Genomic DNA, 16837 nt, shown 5'->3' with positions numbered 1-16837 from the left:
CTACGGGCTTATAGCCCGTGAGCAAACCACCCGTTTTACGGGTGGTTCTGATTGAACATATATCGTACTTTATCTATCCGACTATTTGGACGACGGGGCTGGCAAACAGGTTCACCGGTAGTAACATGGTACCCTTTTAACTCTGTTAAACAAACACTACGTCCATTTGTAAAGAAAGTTAAATCACTACGATATTCTTGAATACACCGAGCAGGGATTTCTCCACTAAGAATGACCTCATTATTTTTCAATTGAGTGTCTACGATGTTCGCACAATATTTAGGAGCATCGTTGTATGCTCGTGAAAGATATTCCTGTGGCGCATAAATTTTAAAACTAAGATATGGCTCTAACAATTCTGTTCCAGCTTTTTTTAAGACTTGTTCCAATACAATAGGAGCAAGCATCCGAAAATCTGCTGGGGTACTAACAGGGCTATAGTATAAGCCATACTTAAAACAGATTTTACAGTCCGTCACATTCCAACCATACAATCCTTGTTCACAGCCATAGCGTATCCCCTCCATAACTGCATTTTGAAACGATTGATTTAAGTATCCAAGAGAAACCGAGCTCTCATACTGCATTCCACTTCCCAACGGAAGCGGTGATACAGATAAACCAATGGAAGCCCAGAAAGGATTTGGCGGCACTTCGATGTGAATGGTATATTCTGCATTTTTTAACGGTCTCTCCATATAAATGACTGTAGGCTCTTTTAGTTCTATCTCCACATGATACTTTTCTTGCAACAGTGCACTAATCACTTCCATTTGTACTTTCCCTAAGAAAGAAAGTATAATTTCATGTGTCGTAGAATCCACGTAATATCGTAGAAGCGGATCACTATCTGAGATTTCCAAAAGGGCATCAAGCAACATTTCTCTCTGTTCAGGTTTACTCGGTTCAACAGTTGTTTGTAGTAGAGGGTGCGGATTTTCAATCTTTTTTCTCTGTGGCAATAGTTTTGTATCTCCAAGAACACTATTTAACTTCAAAAACTCATTTTGCAAAATAACAATTTCTCCAGAATAAGCTCTATCAATCTTACATAATTCACCATTTATTGAAGTATACATTTCTGTAACTTTTATTTTTTCTTTTTCTGATACTCTAACCGAATCTCGTAAATGTAGTACTCCACTATAAAGGCGTATATATGCAAGACGTTGTCTTTTTTTTGTATATTCAATTTTGAAAACATTTCCGCAAAGTTCAGACGGACCTCGATGTGTTGATGAATAAAATTTATTAGTAATAACTTCTATAAGGTTATCAATCCCTATATTACTTTTTGCACTTCCATGATAAAGAGGGAACAGAGAACAATTCTGAAATCTTATGCTTTCCTCTTGTTCGAGTTCCAATGCTTCTAATGATTTACCGGACATATATTTCTCTAAAAGGTCATCGTTTCCCTCTATTACCGTATCCCATTGTTCAGATTCGGTAAAGTTCGTCACACACATATTAGGATACAGTTCTACCTTCTGTTTGATTACAATTTCGGCAGAAAGTTTCTCTTTAATATCCTGATAAACCGTTGATAAATCAATTCCATTTTGGTCAATCTTATTGATAAAAAAGATTGTGGGAATCCCCATTTTCCTAAGTGCATGAAATAATATACGAGTTTGTGCTTGTACGCCATCTTTTGCAGAAATCAGTAGAATTGCCCCATCTAAAACTGATAATGAACGATATACTTCTGCTAAGAAATCCATATGTCCTGGCGTGTCTATGATGTTCACCTTCGTATTTTCCCACTGAAAAGAGGTTATTCCTGTCTGAATTGTAATTCCTCTCTGACGTTCTAAAAGCGTATTATCCGTCCTCGTTGTACCTTTGTCCACGCTTCCTAATTCTGTAATCGCTCCACTGTTATATAATAAGCTTTCTGTTAAGGTAGTTTTTCCTGCATCAACATGAGCTAAAACTCCAATATTAATAATTTTCATGTGATTTTCCTCCATTCAAAAACCCAAAAGGGCATAAAAATCCCAGTGATAAATACTTTTATCACTGGGATTTTTATGCATAACCATAGGTATACAAAGCATACAGATATTCTCTGGATACTTTAGAATCACATGATAAAGGTATTCTTAAACTGGGTACAAAAAACTAAGCCCTCCTAAAAAAGGACATCTAATTATTTGTTCCCGCTATCAAATTGACAGTTTATTTAAGAATACCTTGCCGCATATTTATTAACTCCTTTTAAATAGATACTTAAATAATAGCACGTAAGAGCATATTTGTAAAGGAATCTCCAATTTTTTATCAAAGAGAGTACGTGATTACAAAATAGCTGTAATAATGTACCAATATTTGTTATTCTATAATCTTCCAATTACTCCCGTTCTTTTCAAGTACCAAATCAAATTGAGATACCTGCGTTGCTTTGGTCTGCTGGTCGATATACTCCACTGTCAGCGATACCGTGACTTGATTATCCTTACGATTGTGAATAGGATTTACCAGTTCTTGAAAGATGTACTCTTTTCCGATTGGTTTTAATATCCCGTCATTCACATAGTAGGAAAGTTCACTGGCTGTCGCTGTAGGATAGAGCTTGAAGAACGTCGTTAAAAACTCATTGATTTCATTGGTTGTAATGGAATCAACCGTCCCCTCACTTTCAATGGCTTTTGGTTTATAACTTGATTTCTTAGGTATGTTGGTAATGGTCGGATTCTTAACCAGTACCATATTTCCAGAACCATCTACATAGACACTCACTATATAAGCAGAGTGGACGGTCTTTGTATTTTCTCCCTCTGTAATGAGCTGGTCTACACTGTAGGTTACATTAAACTCATTGTCGCCAGTTGGCTCTACCGTCCATATCTGAAATCCTCTTACAGAAGACGATACAGGAATATCTTTGCGTACTGTATCAACATTGAGAGCTTGAAGTTCATCTGTCAGATAGCCTTTTAGACTTTCCATTCGATTATCAATGGACTTATCGGATTGCTCCCATGAATAGTAGACTTTCGCAAAGTTCTCTACAAAATTTTCTACATGATGAGTATCAACGTATTCCTTTTCTATGATAGTTGTTTCGTGAATAGTATGAGTATCTATAGCTGTAAAGTGCTTGAATATCGCAAAGCTGAAACTAAGCCCTAAAAGTACCCACAAGGCAATCACAACCTTTTTATGAGGATTGACCTTATAGACACGAGGTTTCTTTTCCTTTGGTATCTGTTTTTCTTTATTCTGATTTTTTCTAAATTTCATCATTAAATCTTCCTTTCTCATTGTTTGATTCGTCCTGCTCCCACTAAATGCTGTTGCCAGTAGGGGCTTGTTAAGTCGGCATAACCGATTGGGTCGCCTGCATGAAACATACGGTTATTGCCAAGGTATATCCCAACATGAGTAATATAAGAGCCAGCGTTATAGGTAGAATGAAAGAAAACCAAATCGCCAGCTTGTGCTTCCGATAGTGGGATATGCTGGGTCACATCATATTGCTGTTGTGCGGTTCGTGGTAAGTTAATTCCAGCTTTTCCATACGTCCATTGTGTCAGTCCGCTACAATCAAAAGAAGTAGTCGGGGAAGCTCCACCGTAAACGTATCGCCAGCCCTCATATTTCAGTGCTTCGTCCATGATGGCTTGTACCGTATCATCATCAAACTCTGTTGTGACAAGATACTGCGTTACCAGTTGCACATAAAACATATTGCCATAGTTGTATCGCCAGCCCCCATTGATAGGTATGGCTATGGGATTGGGGTAAGACACTTTTTCGCCACCTGAATACTCTTTTGAGAAACTTTGAGCCAGTTCAAAGGTATATTTATTTCCACGATTAGCCACATACCCTAAGAAACCACCACCATAATTGTAGGACTGGATAACCGATTCTAAATCTACACTGAGCCTTTCGCTACTGGCTAATAATTCACTGAAATACTTCACACCTTGCTTAATGGATTCTTCTGTACTCAATGAATTAGGTGGAAGACCGAGGGATTCCGAGGACTGCATAACATCTTCCGCAGTACCGCCCGATTCCACCTGTATAATCGCAAGAAGTATGTTGACATATTCTTCAACGCCATATTCTTTGGCATATTTTTCTACCATAGGCTTATGAGCCAGCACTTCTGCGGAAACATTCACACCTCCATAATGAATATTGGAAATTCCGCTGTCCTGTTCATCTGAAAATAAAATGGCAACAAACAGAAGCAGTGAGAAGACCATCAAGAATAATCCAGAACCACCAATCACTAAAGTTTTCAACTTCATGGTTTCTTACCGACTTTCTTAATGGTGGCGGTTTTGATTGGTGGTCTACTTCTTGTATTTTGTAGTGGTACTCTTTGAACAGTAGACGGACGTTCTTTTGTGATTGGACGTTGTGAAGTTCTATCTGCTGTAGTGGTTGAAGTTGCTGGCTTTTGAACGGTTTTTTCTTGAACGGTATTGCCTTGGCGTTCCACTTTTGGACTTGAAAAATCGGACTTAACTGCTGGACGCTCTTGTTTGGCTTGTTGAGATTCCTTATATGAAGTCTGAATATTAGACTGTTTTGAGGTCTGTTCATCATGATATTGTTCTTGTCTTGTAGTCGGTCTTTCATGAACAGAAGAAGCAGGCTGTTTTTTCTGTTTGACCTGTTCCATTTCAGAGCGACGCTTCGCAATGGTTTTTCGCCTTTGTTCCTGCTGTTCCTTGCGTCCACTGGCTCTGTCCGCTTTGGTTTGAGAAATACTACTGGTTAAATCACGGACATTCTCTTTTACTTTGGATTTTCCTTGATATACTGCATATCTTGCATTGGTCGGCAAATCTTTAACCTGTTCTTTCAAACCACTAGCAGTGTCTACCATTCTGTCTTTGGTATCAGCTACTGTACCGATGGTTTGACCGATACGTTTTCCAAGTGTTGATTTTTCCTTTCCGTCTGGTCGGGAGTGATCTGCTTGTGTCCTTGCAGAACTCCCCGAACCCGACTGTCCTTTTTTACCTGTAACAATGGCAGACCCAGCCCCTAGAGTAGTCATGGAACGTCCAAGTTTCCGCTGTAGACGGTGCATGTGAGCGTGCATAAGCATACGAGGTTTTCTCATCACACGACTTCCCACACTTTGAGAATCGTTACTCTGTAGAGAAAACATACTCATTAAATCGCCCAGCTTGAAGTAGATTCCTGCAAAGGTCACAATCTGTAGAAAAGCAATCAAAAAGAACGGATAACCAGCCGATAAGGTATAGAGCATGGTTGAAATACTAAATGCTGTCGTAATAATCAATGTGATTCCAGCTCGTGTCAAAATGGTATTAAAGAGCTTTGTTATGGCTCGTTTTGACATACCATCAAATGATGGAATCATGCTTAAAATAAAGCTCACAGGCAGAAACATAGCATAGATGATAAAAAGTACCTGCGAGAAAATCATGATTCCTGTTAATAGGAATACAAATATGGAAATCCCAATATTGAAGACAAATAGGAAGAAGACTGTACCTAAACGGTTAATGGTCTTTGTAATGGTTAGATTGGTATTGCTTCTGTCTTCAATTTCTTCCGCAACAATTTTTTCTCTGTCTTCGCCATTGTTGGAATCTGGGCTGGTGGAGAGCAGGCTTTCCACACGGTCAATACCGATACTTTCAATGTCTGAACTGTTGTATTGAAGCAGTAGCCACGGTTGCTGAACCTGTATGGAAAACAGGCTATCTCTGATTAAGTCCACGCTGTCCTTGCCTTGACTATCGGAATGGGGCATGACAATCTTCGTGCCAAGTGATAAACTGGCATTACTGATGTCTGATGAAAAGTCATTGATTTTTTTAATGTAGTCGGGAGCGTAGGCAATAAAGGAAGCCGATAGGATAAACACCAGCACAAAATTCATAATGGCATGAATTGCCTTTGTGGTTTCTCTCTTTATCAGTCCCGTATAGGCAACATAAACCCCAAGAACCAAAATCAAGAGTAAGAGGAATCCAACATAGAAACCCTCTGTTGAAAATCCGTTTGCACTCACACCAGCTAAGGTCTGCATATTCTTACCAATGGAATCTGCTGTAGCGGAAATGAAGTCTAAGGAATAGGCTTCCTGTACTAAGTAACCTGTCGCATTGGAAACATACAAACTGATTGTCCAAATAAAATTGGTAATGGCATATAGTCCATACATGACCTGTTTTCCAATCCCGTCCGACCAGTTCCACGGAAGCCAGCCCCAGCTATTATCCACATAAAAATCCAGTTGATAGTTTTCAAGTGGGTATCGGCTGTATTCATTTGCCACATTGACCGTATCATCTACCAAGCCCGCAGCTTGAACCACCGTTCCCAGCATGGCTAAAAGAAAAATGGCAATCACAAGTGTGAAAGCCACTGTCATTGCCACTTTACCTAGACGTTTCAGCGTCCAGTTTGATTTTATTCTGTTTACTATTGATGGTTTCACATTTACACCTCTTTTCGCACAGGTGGTCTGGTATCAAAGGCATGGAGCAGTTCTTCAAATACAGGGTGGAACTGTATCACACCGACACGACCATATAAATCACTGATAAGGCATTGCCCGTTTTCCAAATCACGCAATCGCTTCTGATTGTTTTCGTCCTCTGGGTCTACACCAAAAAAGGCTAAGGTCTTTTTAATCTCGTTAAGGTCAGTGGAACGAAATGCAAATTTTAAGCCGAGGTTATTTTTCAGTTTTTCATCTAAGAGGTCGTCTGTATTTTGGGTCACGAAATATACCCCAGCGTTCATAGCACGACCAGCCCGAACCAGCTTCATAGATAGTGTTTTTCCTTGTGCTACCTGTAAAAAGCTCCATGCTTCGTCTAAATCTACAATCTTGAAAATGCTTCGGTCTGTATGGATAAAGTCTAAAGCAAAGGTACTAATGACAATCAGCATAGCAACGGATAAAAGCTCCATAGTGGTATATTCCTCAAAGGAAGTTTCCTTGTCGGGAAGTACCAAGTCCGCAACCTGTATAATGTTCAGTTGTTTTTCTAAGCTGATAGACTGCTCCACATAACCATTACTGAATAATAAATGTGCAAAGTCATAGTCTGTAAAACTTTCGATATGGTCGGCTATACTGGTACTTAGTGGCGTATTCTCAACCCGTAATTCCTCAATCACTTTCATCAACCCTCGTACTTCACTATTGGTTACTGCACGAATGGCTTTTCTAAGGATTGGGAAGCGTTCCCCATCACGAGAGGAAATCCCCGTAAGGAATGTCAGAATATCAATAGCCAGTGATTCAGAATCTTTAGGATTTTTCATAATCACATAAGGGTCAAGTAAGCCTTTGTTTTTCTCATCAGAAGTCAGAGTGACGATATTGATTTCATGGGAAATCTCTGGCAAGGTTTCTTTCCATCTGCCACGTTCTGCTTTTGGGTCTACAATCACTGCTTGTGCCCCATAAAGCACCGCATAATAGACGATAAGGTTATTCGCAAAGGATTTACCACCACCCAGCGAACCAACAAAAGCCGACGCTAACGCATTGGTTACTGAACCCTTAACCCCTTGACTGGCAAGAGCAGGTTTCAGATAGACATTGCGTCCAGTATCTAAGCTGTAGCCAACATAAATCCCCTCATTTTCCCCCAGCATTTGAGTAGCACCAAAACCTAAACCAGCGAGGAAATCAGAGGTCACGTATTGAATATAATCATTCATATAACGCTTGCTGGCAGGTAAAAATTCTTCATGTAAGCCGAGCATATCCCCAAATGGTCGTACCAGTTTTACGCTTAAATCGTCATAAAAATCTTTCACTTCATTACAACGACGTTTGAGTTCGTCAAGATCATTTGCTGATACCCTTACCACATAAGACAGCTTGTACATAGATTCCTTGCTTTGGTCTAAATTGGTTTCCAGCTCATTCACACTTTCCAGAGCTTCCGCCACATTGGAGCTGGTTTCATTATCACTTTGCCAAGCGTGGTTATCCAAGTCTTTCAGTTCTTTCTTTTTATTGCGGACAGTAGATAGGGCTTTACGATTCGCTACAATTTCCACATTCATTGACGTATCAATCGGGAATGTAAATTGCTGTTGCTGGTAGTAGAAGATTTCAGAGGACGGGAAGTCCAGTTCTCCGACAATGCTGTTAATGGTAAAGTAAGCTACATAGACGGTTTCATCTTCCTGCTGGATTTTCAAATATCGCTGTTTTTCTTCCACCAAACAGCGAGTAGGCTTAATCAAGTCATAGTATTTAATCAGCGTTTCATTATCCAGCTTTTTCTTTGATAGATGGTACTCATACTCTTCATAGGCAGTGCCTGTCTGTCCGTAAAGGTGTTCAATCAGATAGCCGAAGTCGTCCTTATCTAACCTGCGGATTTTGAAACGACGAGAGATTTTATTTTCTAAGAGCTTTTCCATCTTCTGAAAACGCAGGATTTCATCATTACTCATACTAACAAAATCGCCCATCAGCTTATGGTTCACATCATAGACAAAATCAGACAAAGCATTTTTTGCTTCAACGGTAAGACTTTTCATAGAAAACTCCTGATCGTTGAGAAGCAACTTAAAGCCGATAAAGAAACGGTAGTTCACTTGATTTTCGCCAATCATGGATATTAAAGCGTCTGTCTGTTGGTCGATTTTGTCATAGGCAACCGCTTTGAGCTTGCCAGTGACTTCATTTTTGGAACGCTCTTGTGCAGAACGTATGCTGGATTCTGTACTGATTTGTAAAGCATGAATTTTGCCATCACGATTTTGTGCGATAAGCTGTCTGAAAGAATCATGCACTTGTATTTTCTGTTCTGGACTTAGAAATGAGTAATTGTAAGGAACAAGCTCATAGTAAGCATAACATTCCCCGTCTTTATTCCAGACGAGATTGTTTTCAATGTATTTAATTGGATATGCCATAAAATTCACTCCTAACTGCTGTAATGGCTTCTTGTGGCTGGTTTCTGCCAAGCGTTACTTTTTTTCCTGCATAGGTCAGCTTTGGTCGCAGTGCATAAGCAATGACAGACTTCAAAAATCCATAAGGCTTTTTACCATCAAAAGTTTTTGTAGACATAAACCATGTGAAAGCCACAGGAATCCCAAAGTATTTGAGAAATGCTCCCTCTATCATGGAAAGAGGGGGCAAGTTGCCAAGTATCATCACTGCAAAGAGTGACACGACAAACCATGTCATTTGCGTAAAGGTTATGGGAAACGGAAGTCTAAAATCATTGATAGAATACAGTACCTTTTCCACAGACCAGATACTGGTATAGCTTCGTATTTTCTTCATGTAATCAATCCTTTCATAAAAAATAGGGGTAGCTGATTGAGCCACCCCGTAAAATAGAAAATCTGCCAGTAGTAATGTACCGACAGATTTAATAGACGATTTCAAAAATCCCATGATTGGTTGAGATAAACGTTCCTGAAAGGTCTAAATCCCGACCATAGGCTTGATAATCAATATAGTTTTGAAGACTAGCTGGTACTTCGCCTAAAGCACCCGTTTCTTCAATGTAGTAGCGTGCCACGTCATACATATCATCACAATCGGAATGAATGATAATATCCTCTTGATGTTCGCTTAGTTCTTCAATGCTTGAAAAATGAGTGAGCAGAGCAGATAGCTCCGATTGTAATTCTTCGGGTAATTCCGATACCATTTCCCATAGTCGATTGAGTTCGCCAATGGAAGTGTATTCGTCAACCGTAAAGGGTAACTCGTAGTCATGAATGGCGTATTCCTCATATTCATCATTCAAGCCGATTTTCTCTTTGACTTCCTCAAAGTCAATGGGAAAGGTAAACCACGCACCGACCAATTCGCCCTCATTGTATTTGCCTAAATTCGCAATATAGACTTGCATATCGTCCATATATTCACGTCCTTTCTTTGTAGAGATTCAAAAATCCCTACCGCACTTCGTTTGGTGTACCATTCCTTTGCGGAACATAAGAAAACCACTTATATTCCACAAAAGAACGGTTTTATTTAAGCACCAATAATGCGATTGAATAGCTCTAGTAAAATGTCTTTTACTCCAGCAGCGTTGAAGACTAAGCCAACCGCAATAATCGCAATAATTAAAAAGCCAATCAGTTTGCTAAACTCACGCTTGAAGCCAAGATACAAGCCAATCACAACGATTGCTAAAAGCACCAGTGATTGAGCGTTTGATAGAAACCAGTTATAAAGGTTTTGTCCAAAATTCATAAAAATGTTCTCCTCTCTATATTCAATGAATTTGTATTTGAGTTATTTTTTTGTTGTTATCACGTCCTGTTCTTTTACTGACTGTTGCTTCAAAATCTGCTTGTGTCGGTCTGTCAGTTTCGCATGGTCGAGAATGTCTTTTACAACCTGCGTCTGGTTGATTTCATCAAGTTTAATCGCAACCTTTAAGGTCGGGGCAACTTGATGAGATAGCCAGTTCAGCGTCCTTTGGAAGGAGTAAGGCTCTGGTTTTGTGGTTAGTTTTAATCGTTCACGATTGTTCCCAATAAACCAAGCCCATTCTTCATTCAGTTTCCAATCAGAACGAGGTTTGGAATCGTCTTTATCTACAAAACGGATATACCGATTGATAATTTTAAAGGCGGTATGCTCTGGATTGTCATAGACGAGTAAATCACGGACTGCATAATAGGCACGCTCATTTTTCAATCGAATCTCAAAACGGTTTTTTACTTCTGCGTCTTCAATGGGAATATCATTTTTCTTGTACTGCTCGTAGTCCTTTTCATAGATACAGAAATAAACTTCACTTTGTAATGAACCGATATAGAGGGTGTTTCCCATACATTCCTTTTCCTCTTTGCGTACCAGTTCGCCACTGCGATAGCTTTTAAAACTGCGGAAGACGGAGATACATTCTTCCTGTTGGCACTTTTCAGTGAGTACAGGGATATTTAAAATCCCTGTCTTATCGTTAATGGCAAGGTCAAGGCGTTTCATCACACCGCCAGCCACCAAAACGTCCATAAAGAACTCATACCAGCTTCTTTGTTGTGCCAGAAGATAGCTTTCAAATTGTCTGCACCCACGACCTTTCAATTCCACCAGAACTCCTTTGTCCAGTTCATGGGAGCAAAGGACGAATATGTCGCCTAAAGCATAATGCTCTGAATAAGAATAGAAACCATAGTCCTCATGAAGAAAATAGGACAGTTTCAGTTGTAAGATGTTTTCGACCACCTGCTGTACGTCTGTTGTCGGAAAGCGAATTCTTACATAATCAAACAGCATTTCAAGGGGAGCGTCGGGATTGAAGCGTTCCAGAGCTTCCCAAAGGGACTGCTGTAAATCCTCTGATGGCTTGACTTTTCCTGTTTCAATATCGCTTAGATACTGCCTTGTAATACCAGTCGCAACAGCTAAACGGTTTTGAGATAGTCCATAAGCCAAGCGTTTTTCTTTTAAATGCTGTAACCAAGTTTGTTCATTCAGTAAAAATCCCTCCAATCAAAAAGGCGTATGTCAACTTTTAAAGCCCATTTGACATACGCTGAAATTTTGTAAATCCCTTGTAACCAAAGGATTTTCTAATGTTTTTTTGACTGTTTCCTGTCGATTTGTACCCCCCTGTTAGATACGGGGGGTTAAGTGCTGGCGTGGCTATTGCCACACCAGCCAGCAAGATCAGTCCACACCTGCGACTTCCGCTTCGCACGTCGCCTGCGTGGACTGTCTGCTGTTGGATAACTTTTTAATTTCCTCCAAGAAATCATATCCTTTTGGTACAAGGGGAGTATAAAACTCTGATATGACACTTGTTCCTACATCAACATAGCCACGACCTTTGATTCGCTTTAAGAAGAAATCCTTTTGTACGTCACTGCCAAACATCATGCCATAGCCCATTTCAGACATACGACCTAAAGCCACTCTGAAATTAAACTGATCACGGATTCCGTCGCCTAAATATTTTGCGTCTGGACGTTGACAAGCCAGTATTAGAAAGAAGCCAGCTTGACGACCTAACATGACAATCTGTTTCAGCTTATTCATAACTGCGGTGTTTTCTTTTGTTCCCAGCATTTCCATGAAAGCGACGTATTCATCAAAGATTAAGAAGTGTGCCGGGAGACCTAAGTAAGCATAATTTTTGCCAGTCTTATAGTTCTTCATCTGCTTCATTTCCTCACTACGTTTCATCATTTCTTCATAGAATGTTTCAATGCAAGAAAGCAAGTCTTCTTTTCTATAGTAGACATTTGCCATCACAGAACCTAAGTCCGCAAGATCAGCATTTTTCGGGTCAAGAATATACAGTTTTGAATCTGTATGAAGCAAGGCTTCAATCAGTGTCAGTATAAAGTAAGTTTTACCGCCACCTGTACCACCAGCAATCAACATATGAGGGAGCTTATCATATTCCCACCATACGTTTTTCATTAAGCGAAGTTTACCATCTTTAGCTTCTACTTCATCAATAGAAATACGACTGGCTATGGTGTCATAGAGCAAAGTATATTCCACATAGGAATCCTTTAACTCTTTATCCGTCAGCTCACAGTACAAGCCACTCTCTAATTTCTTTTCCAAGTGTAAGAGTTGGTCTTGATATTTTCCCAGCGTGATTTCCACCCGTATCTGTATCAAGCCATTTTTAAGTCGATAATACATTTTAGGGAAGTAGGTTATCTTTTCCTTTGTACGACCAGCACTATCTTTAAAGAAACCCTCTGTTTTGACCTGTTCAGATTCATACCACTTGTTTTCAAGTATCATCTTTGCCAGTTTTTGACGGTGGTAAAGTTGTTTAACCGTATCATAGCGAACCCGTTTGAATACAAACGCTACCAGCAAGCAGATAAGAATTGCGACACTGAAACTGATAATTAAATAGGGAATGTCAATCTTATCTGCTTGTGATAGGTTAAAATCCTGCCAGTTGATCTGCTGGATTGTCTTCACATGAAACAGTCCGACAACCAGCAGGAAAACAGGCAGGAGTGACGCTATCGTAAAATGAAAGACTAAATCTTTACCAGATGGGCGAATCCTTTTACCACGCTGTTTCATGCGAAAAAGTCTCCTTTCTACCTAGCGACTATTTGTCTTGTGTCGGTTCTTTCTTTGCTTGTGGTTGAGCTTTGAATGAACTAGAATCCTTTGTCAGCACAATATCGTCTGCCTTGATATACCAGTCAACATCTGCTCCTTGATAGGTGGCAGTAGCAACGGTGTCCGCAATGGGATTGATAAGTTCCACCCGTGCGTTATAATCAAACTCTTTCAAAGGCACGCTGGCAGGAATACTTACTTGAATCATGCGTCCTTGTCCTTTGGATTTTAAGTCATAGGTACGTTCCTTGATTTCATCTGAAACCGACCCGTCTTCATTTTGGATTCTCACTTCACGACGTAGAGCAGAGAATTTCAATTCTCCAAAAGTCGTGTCTTTATCTAATACAATGCCATTTGCTAATCTCATCATTTTTCCTCTCTTTCTTTATTCTTTTATCATGTCGTCAGCATGTAAAAGGTAATTTGTAAAACCACGAGTGCCGATTTTGTAGCCCTCTGCGGTAATACGTGGATTGACTAACTTCACACGTTCCTCAAAGCCGAAATGTTTTTCGCCAGCTTCAGCAGGAAGCACCACCACAATATCATCTGCTCTTTGAACATCAGAATAGAGATTATAGCTTCTTGATAAGACAGTTAGCCGTCCGTTGATTCTTCGCTGAACGACTTTATCCTCGCCAGCAAATTCTAAATTGCCGAATGTTTTTTCCATGTTGGGAATCACAAATTTAAGTTCCATATTTTTACCTATCCTTTCTTTTTTATTGGCTGAATGAATGTTTGATGGTCTTAAAGAGTGGGGAACGACCTTTTGATTCTTGATTTTTTGTTTTCATAAGTTCACTTCCTTTCAAAATCGGGTAAAAAAATAGACACCTCATTTTTTGAAGTGTCTACCTATTAAATATTCAAATTTTATTGGAAGTATCTTTATATCTTCACTTTTCAAGGATAAATCGTCGTATCAAAGCTCATTCATAAGTAGTAAATTAGTAGTAAATTGAGTGGTTTTGACCTTGATAAAGTGTGATAAGTCCAGTTTTTATGCGGATAACTAGATTTTTATGCTATTTTTAAAAATAAAAAATGTTTAGATACATTTTTAGTGGTCTTTATATTAGGTGCTGTTAAGGCATATAGACGAAATTATATTGATTTGACCATTCTAGAATATTACATATTTAGTATGTTAATTCGATTAATGTGCAGAAAAGCACATCTGTCCAATAAATTGTTAAATATTATTGGAGATGGGATGAGTTTAGAGGATGTTGATGAGTGGATGGCTCGTAGGATTCCTATACCACCATTAAATGATACGTTAGATGATATTGAATGCAGTAGTTGGATTGCTTTAATAGAACGGGAGTTAGAGGGTAATACTTTATCTGAAGCGTTAAAGATTTCTACACATGATGAAGAGAAGCTCGGTATCTATTTCTTTACCGATTATGTAGAGGATATATTTTGGGCGTTGTTTTTGTTAGGATTATATGAAGTCTTACAAAAACCTGAATTTATTTCTGAATCAATCTTAAGTTGTATTAAACAGACCTATTTGTCTGAAATATATACGTGTGAACGTATTCAGAATGAAGATCTTCAAGCATGTATTTCCAATTTACAAGAGATAGCTGATACTAATATATCAGGGCAATTAAGTAAAGATTTAATTACTATGAAGGCAAAATTAGCATCATTACAGGTATTATTACCATTTTATGATGTGAGTTCTGACAAGTTAGAAACAGGCATTGATTTAAAAGCCACTAAAGGGATGTTCTGGCAGATTAAAGTTTCAGGGGAGTTTATAGACTTAGGATTTTAATAGAGATTTTGATAGGTATAAAGGAAGATTATATTATAGAAGGGTAAGGATGTAATAAAGATATATGCGAATAAGTTTATTGAAAGAACTTGGGGCAAATTTATTTAAATATATGTTTGGTGGTATCGTAGTAGCCTTTATACTAATTATAATTGTTGGTATCACTACTCGATATTATCATTATAATGACAACTCTTCTGCATTAATCAGATATGGATATTCTCTCTACAAAGAGGATTTGATTGATGAGATAAACTGGACTCGCATTGGTGATAAGTTTATGGTGAAGAATTCTGACTATACTGACTTTAAGGCAAAGTATAATCAGAGTAGATTCTTAGCTGATATAAATGATAATAAGGACAAAATTATTGAAGGTCTTAATACCAATAGCATTAGAGTCCAGTTGAAAGAAGACTTTATACGAATTAAATATAAAATGGTGGATTGATAAAGATGGTTTTCGATAGGGTTGTTATTAATAAATTAAAAATAATTATATTTGTAGTAGGAATAATCATAGGCTCATTTAGTGGTGCTCTTGTATTAGAGAAAATAGATAATACATTGGAATCCATTTATTCTGGTAGACAAGCTCTTATTTGGAATGAATATAAAAGTTTTGATCATCGTGAGCATTTTACTATCAATGCCATCTATCCTTTTAAATATGAAATTGGTAGTGTTAGACCTTATTTTATTGTTGATGCAGTAAGTAATAGTAATATGGATACAATAGAAAAATCTTTAGCTCTAAATGGATGGCAGCAAATAGAGGCTAATACATTTAAAAAAGAAACTAGTGGAGAAGTATTAAAATTATCTGTAAAACCTATTAACATGAATGAATTTATGATTGTATATTATTACTAACTTTTACAAATGGAATCCATACTATTAGTTATGTGCTAATCGTAATAATTAATGAATAGTTATATAGGTAAAGTTATTCAGAAATGTATTAGTGGAGTTAGAAGAGATTATGAACGCTGGGCGTATCTTATGTAGTATTTTACTAGCTATGTATGCAATATATATTATACGAAATAATACAATAACTATTGCAGGCGCAAATGTTAAGAGAAGCCTTGTTCTTACAATGATACAATTAGGTCAATTATTGATGATTGAATTAATGGTTATTTTCGGTGGGACGATTTTACATAGCGTTTCTATTTTTTCGTTAATACTTGCGGTTCTTCTTTTGGGGGAAATGTTTGCACTAAAGCAAAATCTCAATGAATATTTTATGTGCAAGGAAGGAAAAAGCTATGGCATTAGTATTATAGGAAAAGGTCGAATTGCTGTGTCTGTAGGACAGAGTATCCTTTTAATCTTTCTTGGAATCTGGAGTTGGTAACATTTAATTAGCATTAAAGTTAACAATAATTCATAATAAAATATTAAATAGAATTACATCTTTATTATCCCTATTTACTTATTTTATAATAATGAAAATTAAGATTAGTGGTGGAATATGAATAGAAATAAATTTAAAATGAATAGCATACCGTTGGTGGTAAAGGTATATATGGGTTTTGCTTTATTTGTATTTCTACTAATGGGGCTTACTTTTTTACATGCGTATATTAATAGACCTGAACAAATGAAAAGCCTTCAATTATATGAGCAAAAATTAGAAAGCATATCCTCGAAAAAAGTAAATGAAAAGTATTATACATCTGGTAGAAATGCTCAAAATAATAATCTTGAAATTACGTACGACTCTCTTACAATTGGAGATGTTAAAGGTGAACTTTCAAAACAAAATATAGGCTGGAATGAAATCAACAAAAATCGTATTGTTGGACATGATTATGAGACTAATGTGTATCTTGAATTGTTTAAAGAAGTAGGTTCCAATAAAGTAATTTTAATACTACAAAGAAGAAATTGAAACGAAGATATGTCTCTCGCATATTTTTAATTACCTAGCAGATAGCTGATTATCTTTAATCAGCTATCTGTTATTTTTTATATTGCATATATCGAATAATTCCTAT

The 16837-nt window shown here is 37.8% G+C and carries 19 protein-coding genes; 5 read left to right on the top strand and 14 right to left on the bottom strand.

The features are described 5' to 3' along the window. Nucleotides 1–35: 35 nt before the first annotated feature. From tet(M) to DW000_RS08160, 14 genes are all read right to left on the bottom strand, one after another. Nucleotides 36–1958, bottom strand: a complete 1923-nt coding sequence (gene tet(M) / locus DW000_RS08225) for a tetracycline resistance ribosomal protection protein Tet(M) (protein WP_101928442.1) — start codon at nucleotides 1956–1958, stop codon at nucleotides 36–38. A 15-nt stretch (nucleotides 1959–1973) separates the two neighbouring features. After that, complete coding sequence (locus DW000_RS08220; RefSeq protein ID WP_001791010.1) at nucleotides 1974–2090, bottom strand: tetracycline resistance determinant leader peptide; 117 nt, start codon at nucleotides 2088–2090, stop codon at nucleotides 1974–1976. A gap of 244 nt (nucleotides 2091–2334) precedes the next feature. Further along, on the bottom strand, nucleotides 2335–3267 hold the full coding sequence (locus DW000_RS08215) for a conjugal transfer protein (protein ID WP_001224318.1): 933 nt from the start codon (nucleotides 3265–3267) through the stop codon (nucleotides 2335–2337). Next, entirely contained in the window at nucleotides 3264–4265 is a 1002-nt protein-coding gene (locus DW000_RS08210; RefSeq protein WP_000769868.1) for a bifunctional lysozyme/C40 family peptidase, read from the bottom strand. The genes DW000_RS08215 and DW000_RS08210 overlap by 4 nt, the downstream gene beginning before the upstream one ends. Then, nucleotides 4262–6439, bottom strand: coding sequence for a membrane protein (locus tag DW000_RS08205; RefSeq protein WP_000804748.1), 2178 nt, complete (start codon nucleotides 6437–6439; stop codon nucleotides 4262–4264). The genes DW000_RS08210 and DW000_RS08205 overlap by 4 nt, the downstream gene beginning before the upstream one ends. A 2-nt stretch (nucleotides 6440–6441) precedes the next feature. After that, nucleotides 6442–8889, bottom strand: a complete 2448-nt coding sequence (locus DW000_RS08200) for an ATP-binding protein (RefSeq protein ID WP_000331160.1) — start codon at nucleotides 8887–8889, stop codon at nucleotides 6442–6444. Beyond that, complete coding sequence (locus tag DW000_RS08195) at nucleotides 8873–9265, bottom strand: conjugal transfer protein (protein ID WP_000723888.1); 393 nt, start codon at nucleotides 9263–9265, stop codon at nucleotides 8873–8875. Before DW000_RS08195 ends, DW000_RS08200 begins: the two co-directional genes overlap by 17 nt. An 88-nt stretch (nucleotides 9266–9353) precedes the next feature. Then, entirely contained in the window at nucleotides 9354–9851 is a 498-nt protein-coding gene (locus tag DW000_RS08190) for an antirestriction protein ArdA (protein ID WP_000342539.1), read from the bottom strand. A gap of 116 nt (nucleotides 9852–9967) precedes the next feature. Then, nucleotides 9968–10189, bottom strand: coding sequence for a hypothetical protein (locus DW000_RS08185; protein ID WP_001009056.1), 222 nt, complete (start codon nucleotides 10187–10189; stop codon nucleotides 9968–9970). Nucleotides 10190–10231: 42 nt separating this feature from the next. Next, nucleotides 10232–11437, bottom strand: a complete 1206-nt coding sequence (gene mobT, locus DW000_RS08180; protein WP_000398284.1) for a MobT family relaxase — start codon at nucleotides 11435–11437, stop codon at nucleotides 10232–10234. A 22-nt stretch (nucleotides 11438–11459) separates the two neighbouring features. Continuing rightward, nucleotides 11460–11612: a hypothetical protein gene (locus DW000_RS08175; protein ID WP_000879507.1), complete on the bottom strand. Its 153-nt coding sequence runs from the start codon at nucleotides 11610–11612 to the stop codon at nucleotides 11460–11462. A gap of 2 nt (nucleotides 11613–11614) precedes the next feature. Next, entirely contained in the window at nucleotides 11615–13000 is a 1386-nt protein-coding gene (locus tag DW000_RS08170) for an FtsK/SpoIIIE domain-containing protein (RefSeq protein ID WP_000813488.1), read from the bottom strand. 28 nt (nucleotides 13001–13028) lie between these two features. Next, nucleotides 13029–13415, bottom strand: a complete 387-nt coding sequence (locus DW000_RS08165) for a YdcP family protein (RefSeq protein ID WP_000985015.1) — start codon at nucleotides 13413–13415, stop codon at nucleotides 13029–13031. Between the two features lie 15 nt (nucleotides 13416–13430). Next, the gene (locus DW000_RS08160) at nucleotides 13431–13745 is read right to left on the bottom strand and encodes a YdcP family protein (RefSeq protein WP_000420682.1); all 315 of its coding nucleotides are present in this window, start codon (nucleotides 13743–13745) and stop codon (nucleotides 13431–13433) included. A 516-nt stretch (nucleotides 13746–14261) separates the two neighbouring features. On the opposite strand from DW000_RS08160, the gene DW000_RS08150 reads away from it, so the two are divergent. The 5 genes from DW000_RS08150 to DW000_RS08130 all read left to right on the top strand — a co-directional run bounded on the left by DW000_RS08150 (nucleotide 14262) and on the right by DW000_RS08130 (nucleotide 16731). After that, a complete protein-coding gene (locus DW000_RS08150) occupies nucleotides 14262–14834 on the top strand; it encodes a DUF3969 domain-containing protein (protein ID WP_243624566.1) in 573 nt (190 codons plus the stop codon). A gap of 64 nt (nucleotides 14835–14898) precedes the next feature. Next, nucleotides 14899–15285 carry a hypothetical protein gene (locus DW000_RS08145; RefSeq protein ID WP_101928440.1) on the top strand — a complete coding sequence of 129 codons (387 nt, stop codon included), beginning with the start codon at nucleotides 14899–14901 and terminating at the stop codon, nucleotides 15283–15285. 5 nt (nucleotides 15286–15290) lie between these two features. Next, the gene (locus DW000_RS08140; RefSeq protein WP_024049304.1) at nucleotides 15291–15707 is read left to right on the top strand and encodes a hypothetical protein; all 417 of its coding nucleotides are present in this window, start codon (nucleotides 15291–15293) and stop codon (nucleotides 15705–15707) included. A gap of 109 nt (nucleotides 15708–15816) precedes the next feature. Next, nucleotides 15817–16194: a hypothetical protein gene (locus tag DW000_RS08135; protein ID WP_101928439.1), complete on the top strand. Its 378-nt coding sequence runs from the start codon at nucleotides 15817–15819 to the stop codon at nucleotides 16192–16194. 117 nt (nucleotides 16195–16311) lie between these two features. Further along, entirely contained in the window at nucleotides 16312–16731 is a 420-nt protein-coding gene (locus DW000_RS08130; protein ID WP_165851009.1) for a hypothetical protein, read from the top strand. Nucleotides 16732–16837: the final 106 nt, after the last annotated feature.

This window comes from Veillonella sp. AF36-20BH (assembly GCF_003602765.1).
Lineage (GTDB): Bacteria > Bacillota > Negativicutes > Veillonellales > Veillonellaceae > Veillonella > Veillonella hominis.
The sequence above is the reverse complement of the archived record's forward strand: the minus strand, read 5'-3'. Positions and strand labels throughout refer to the sequence as shown.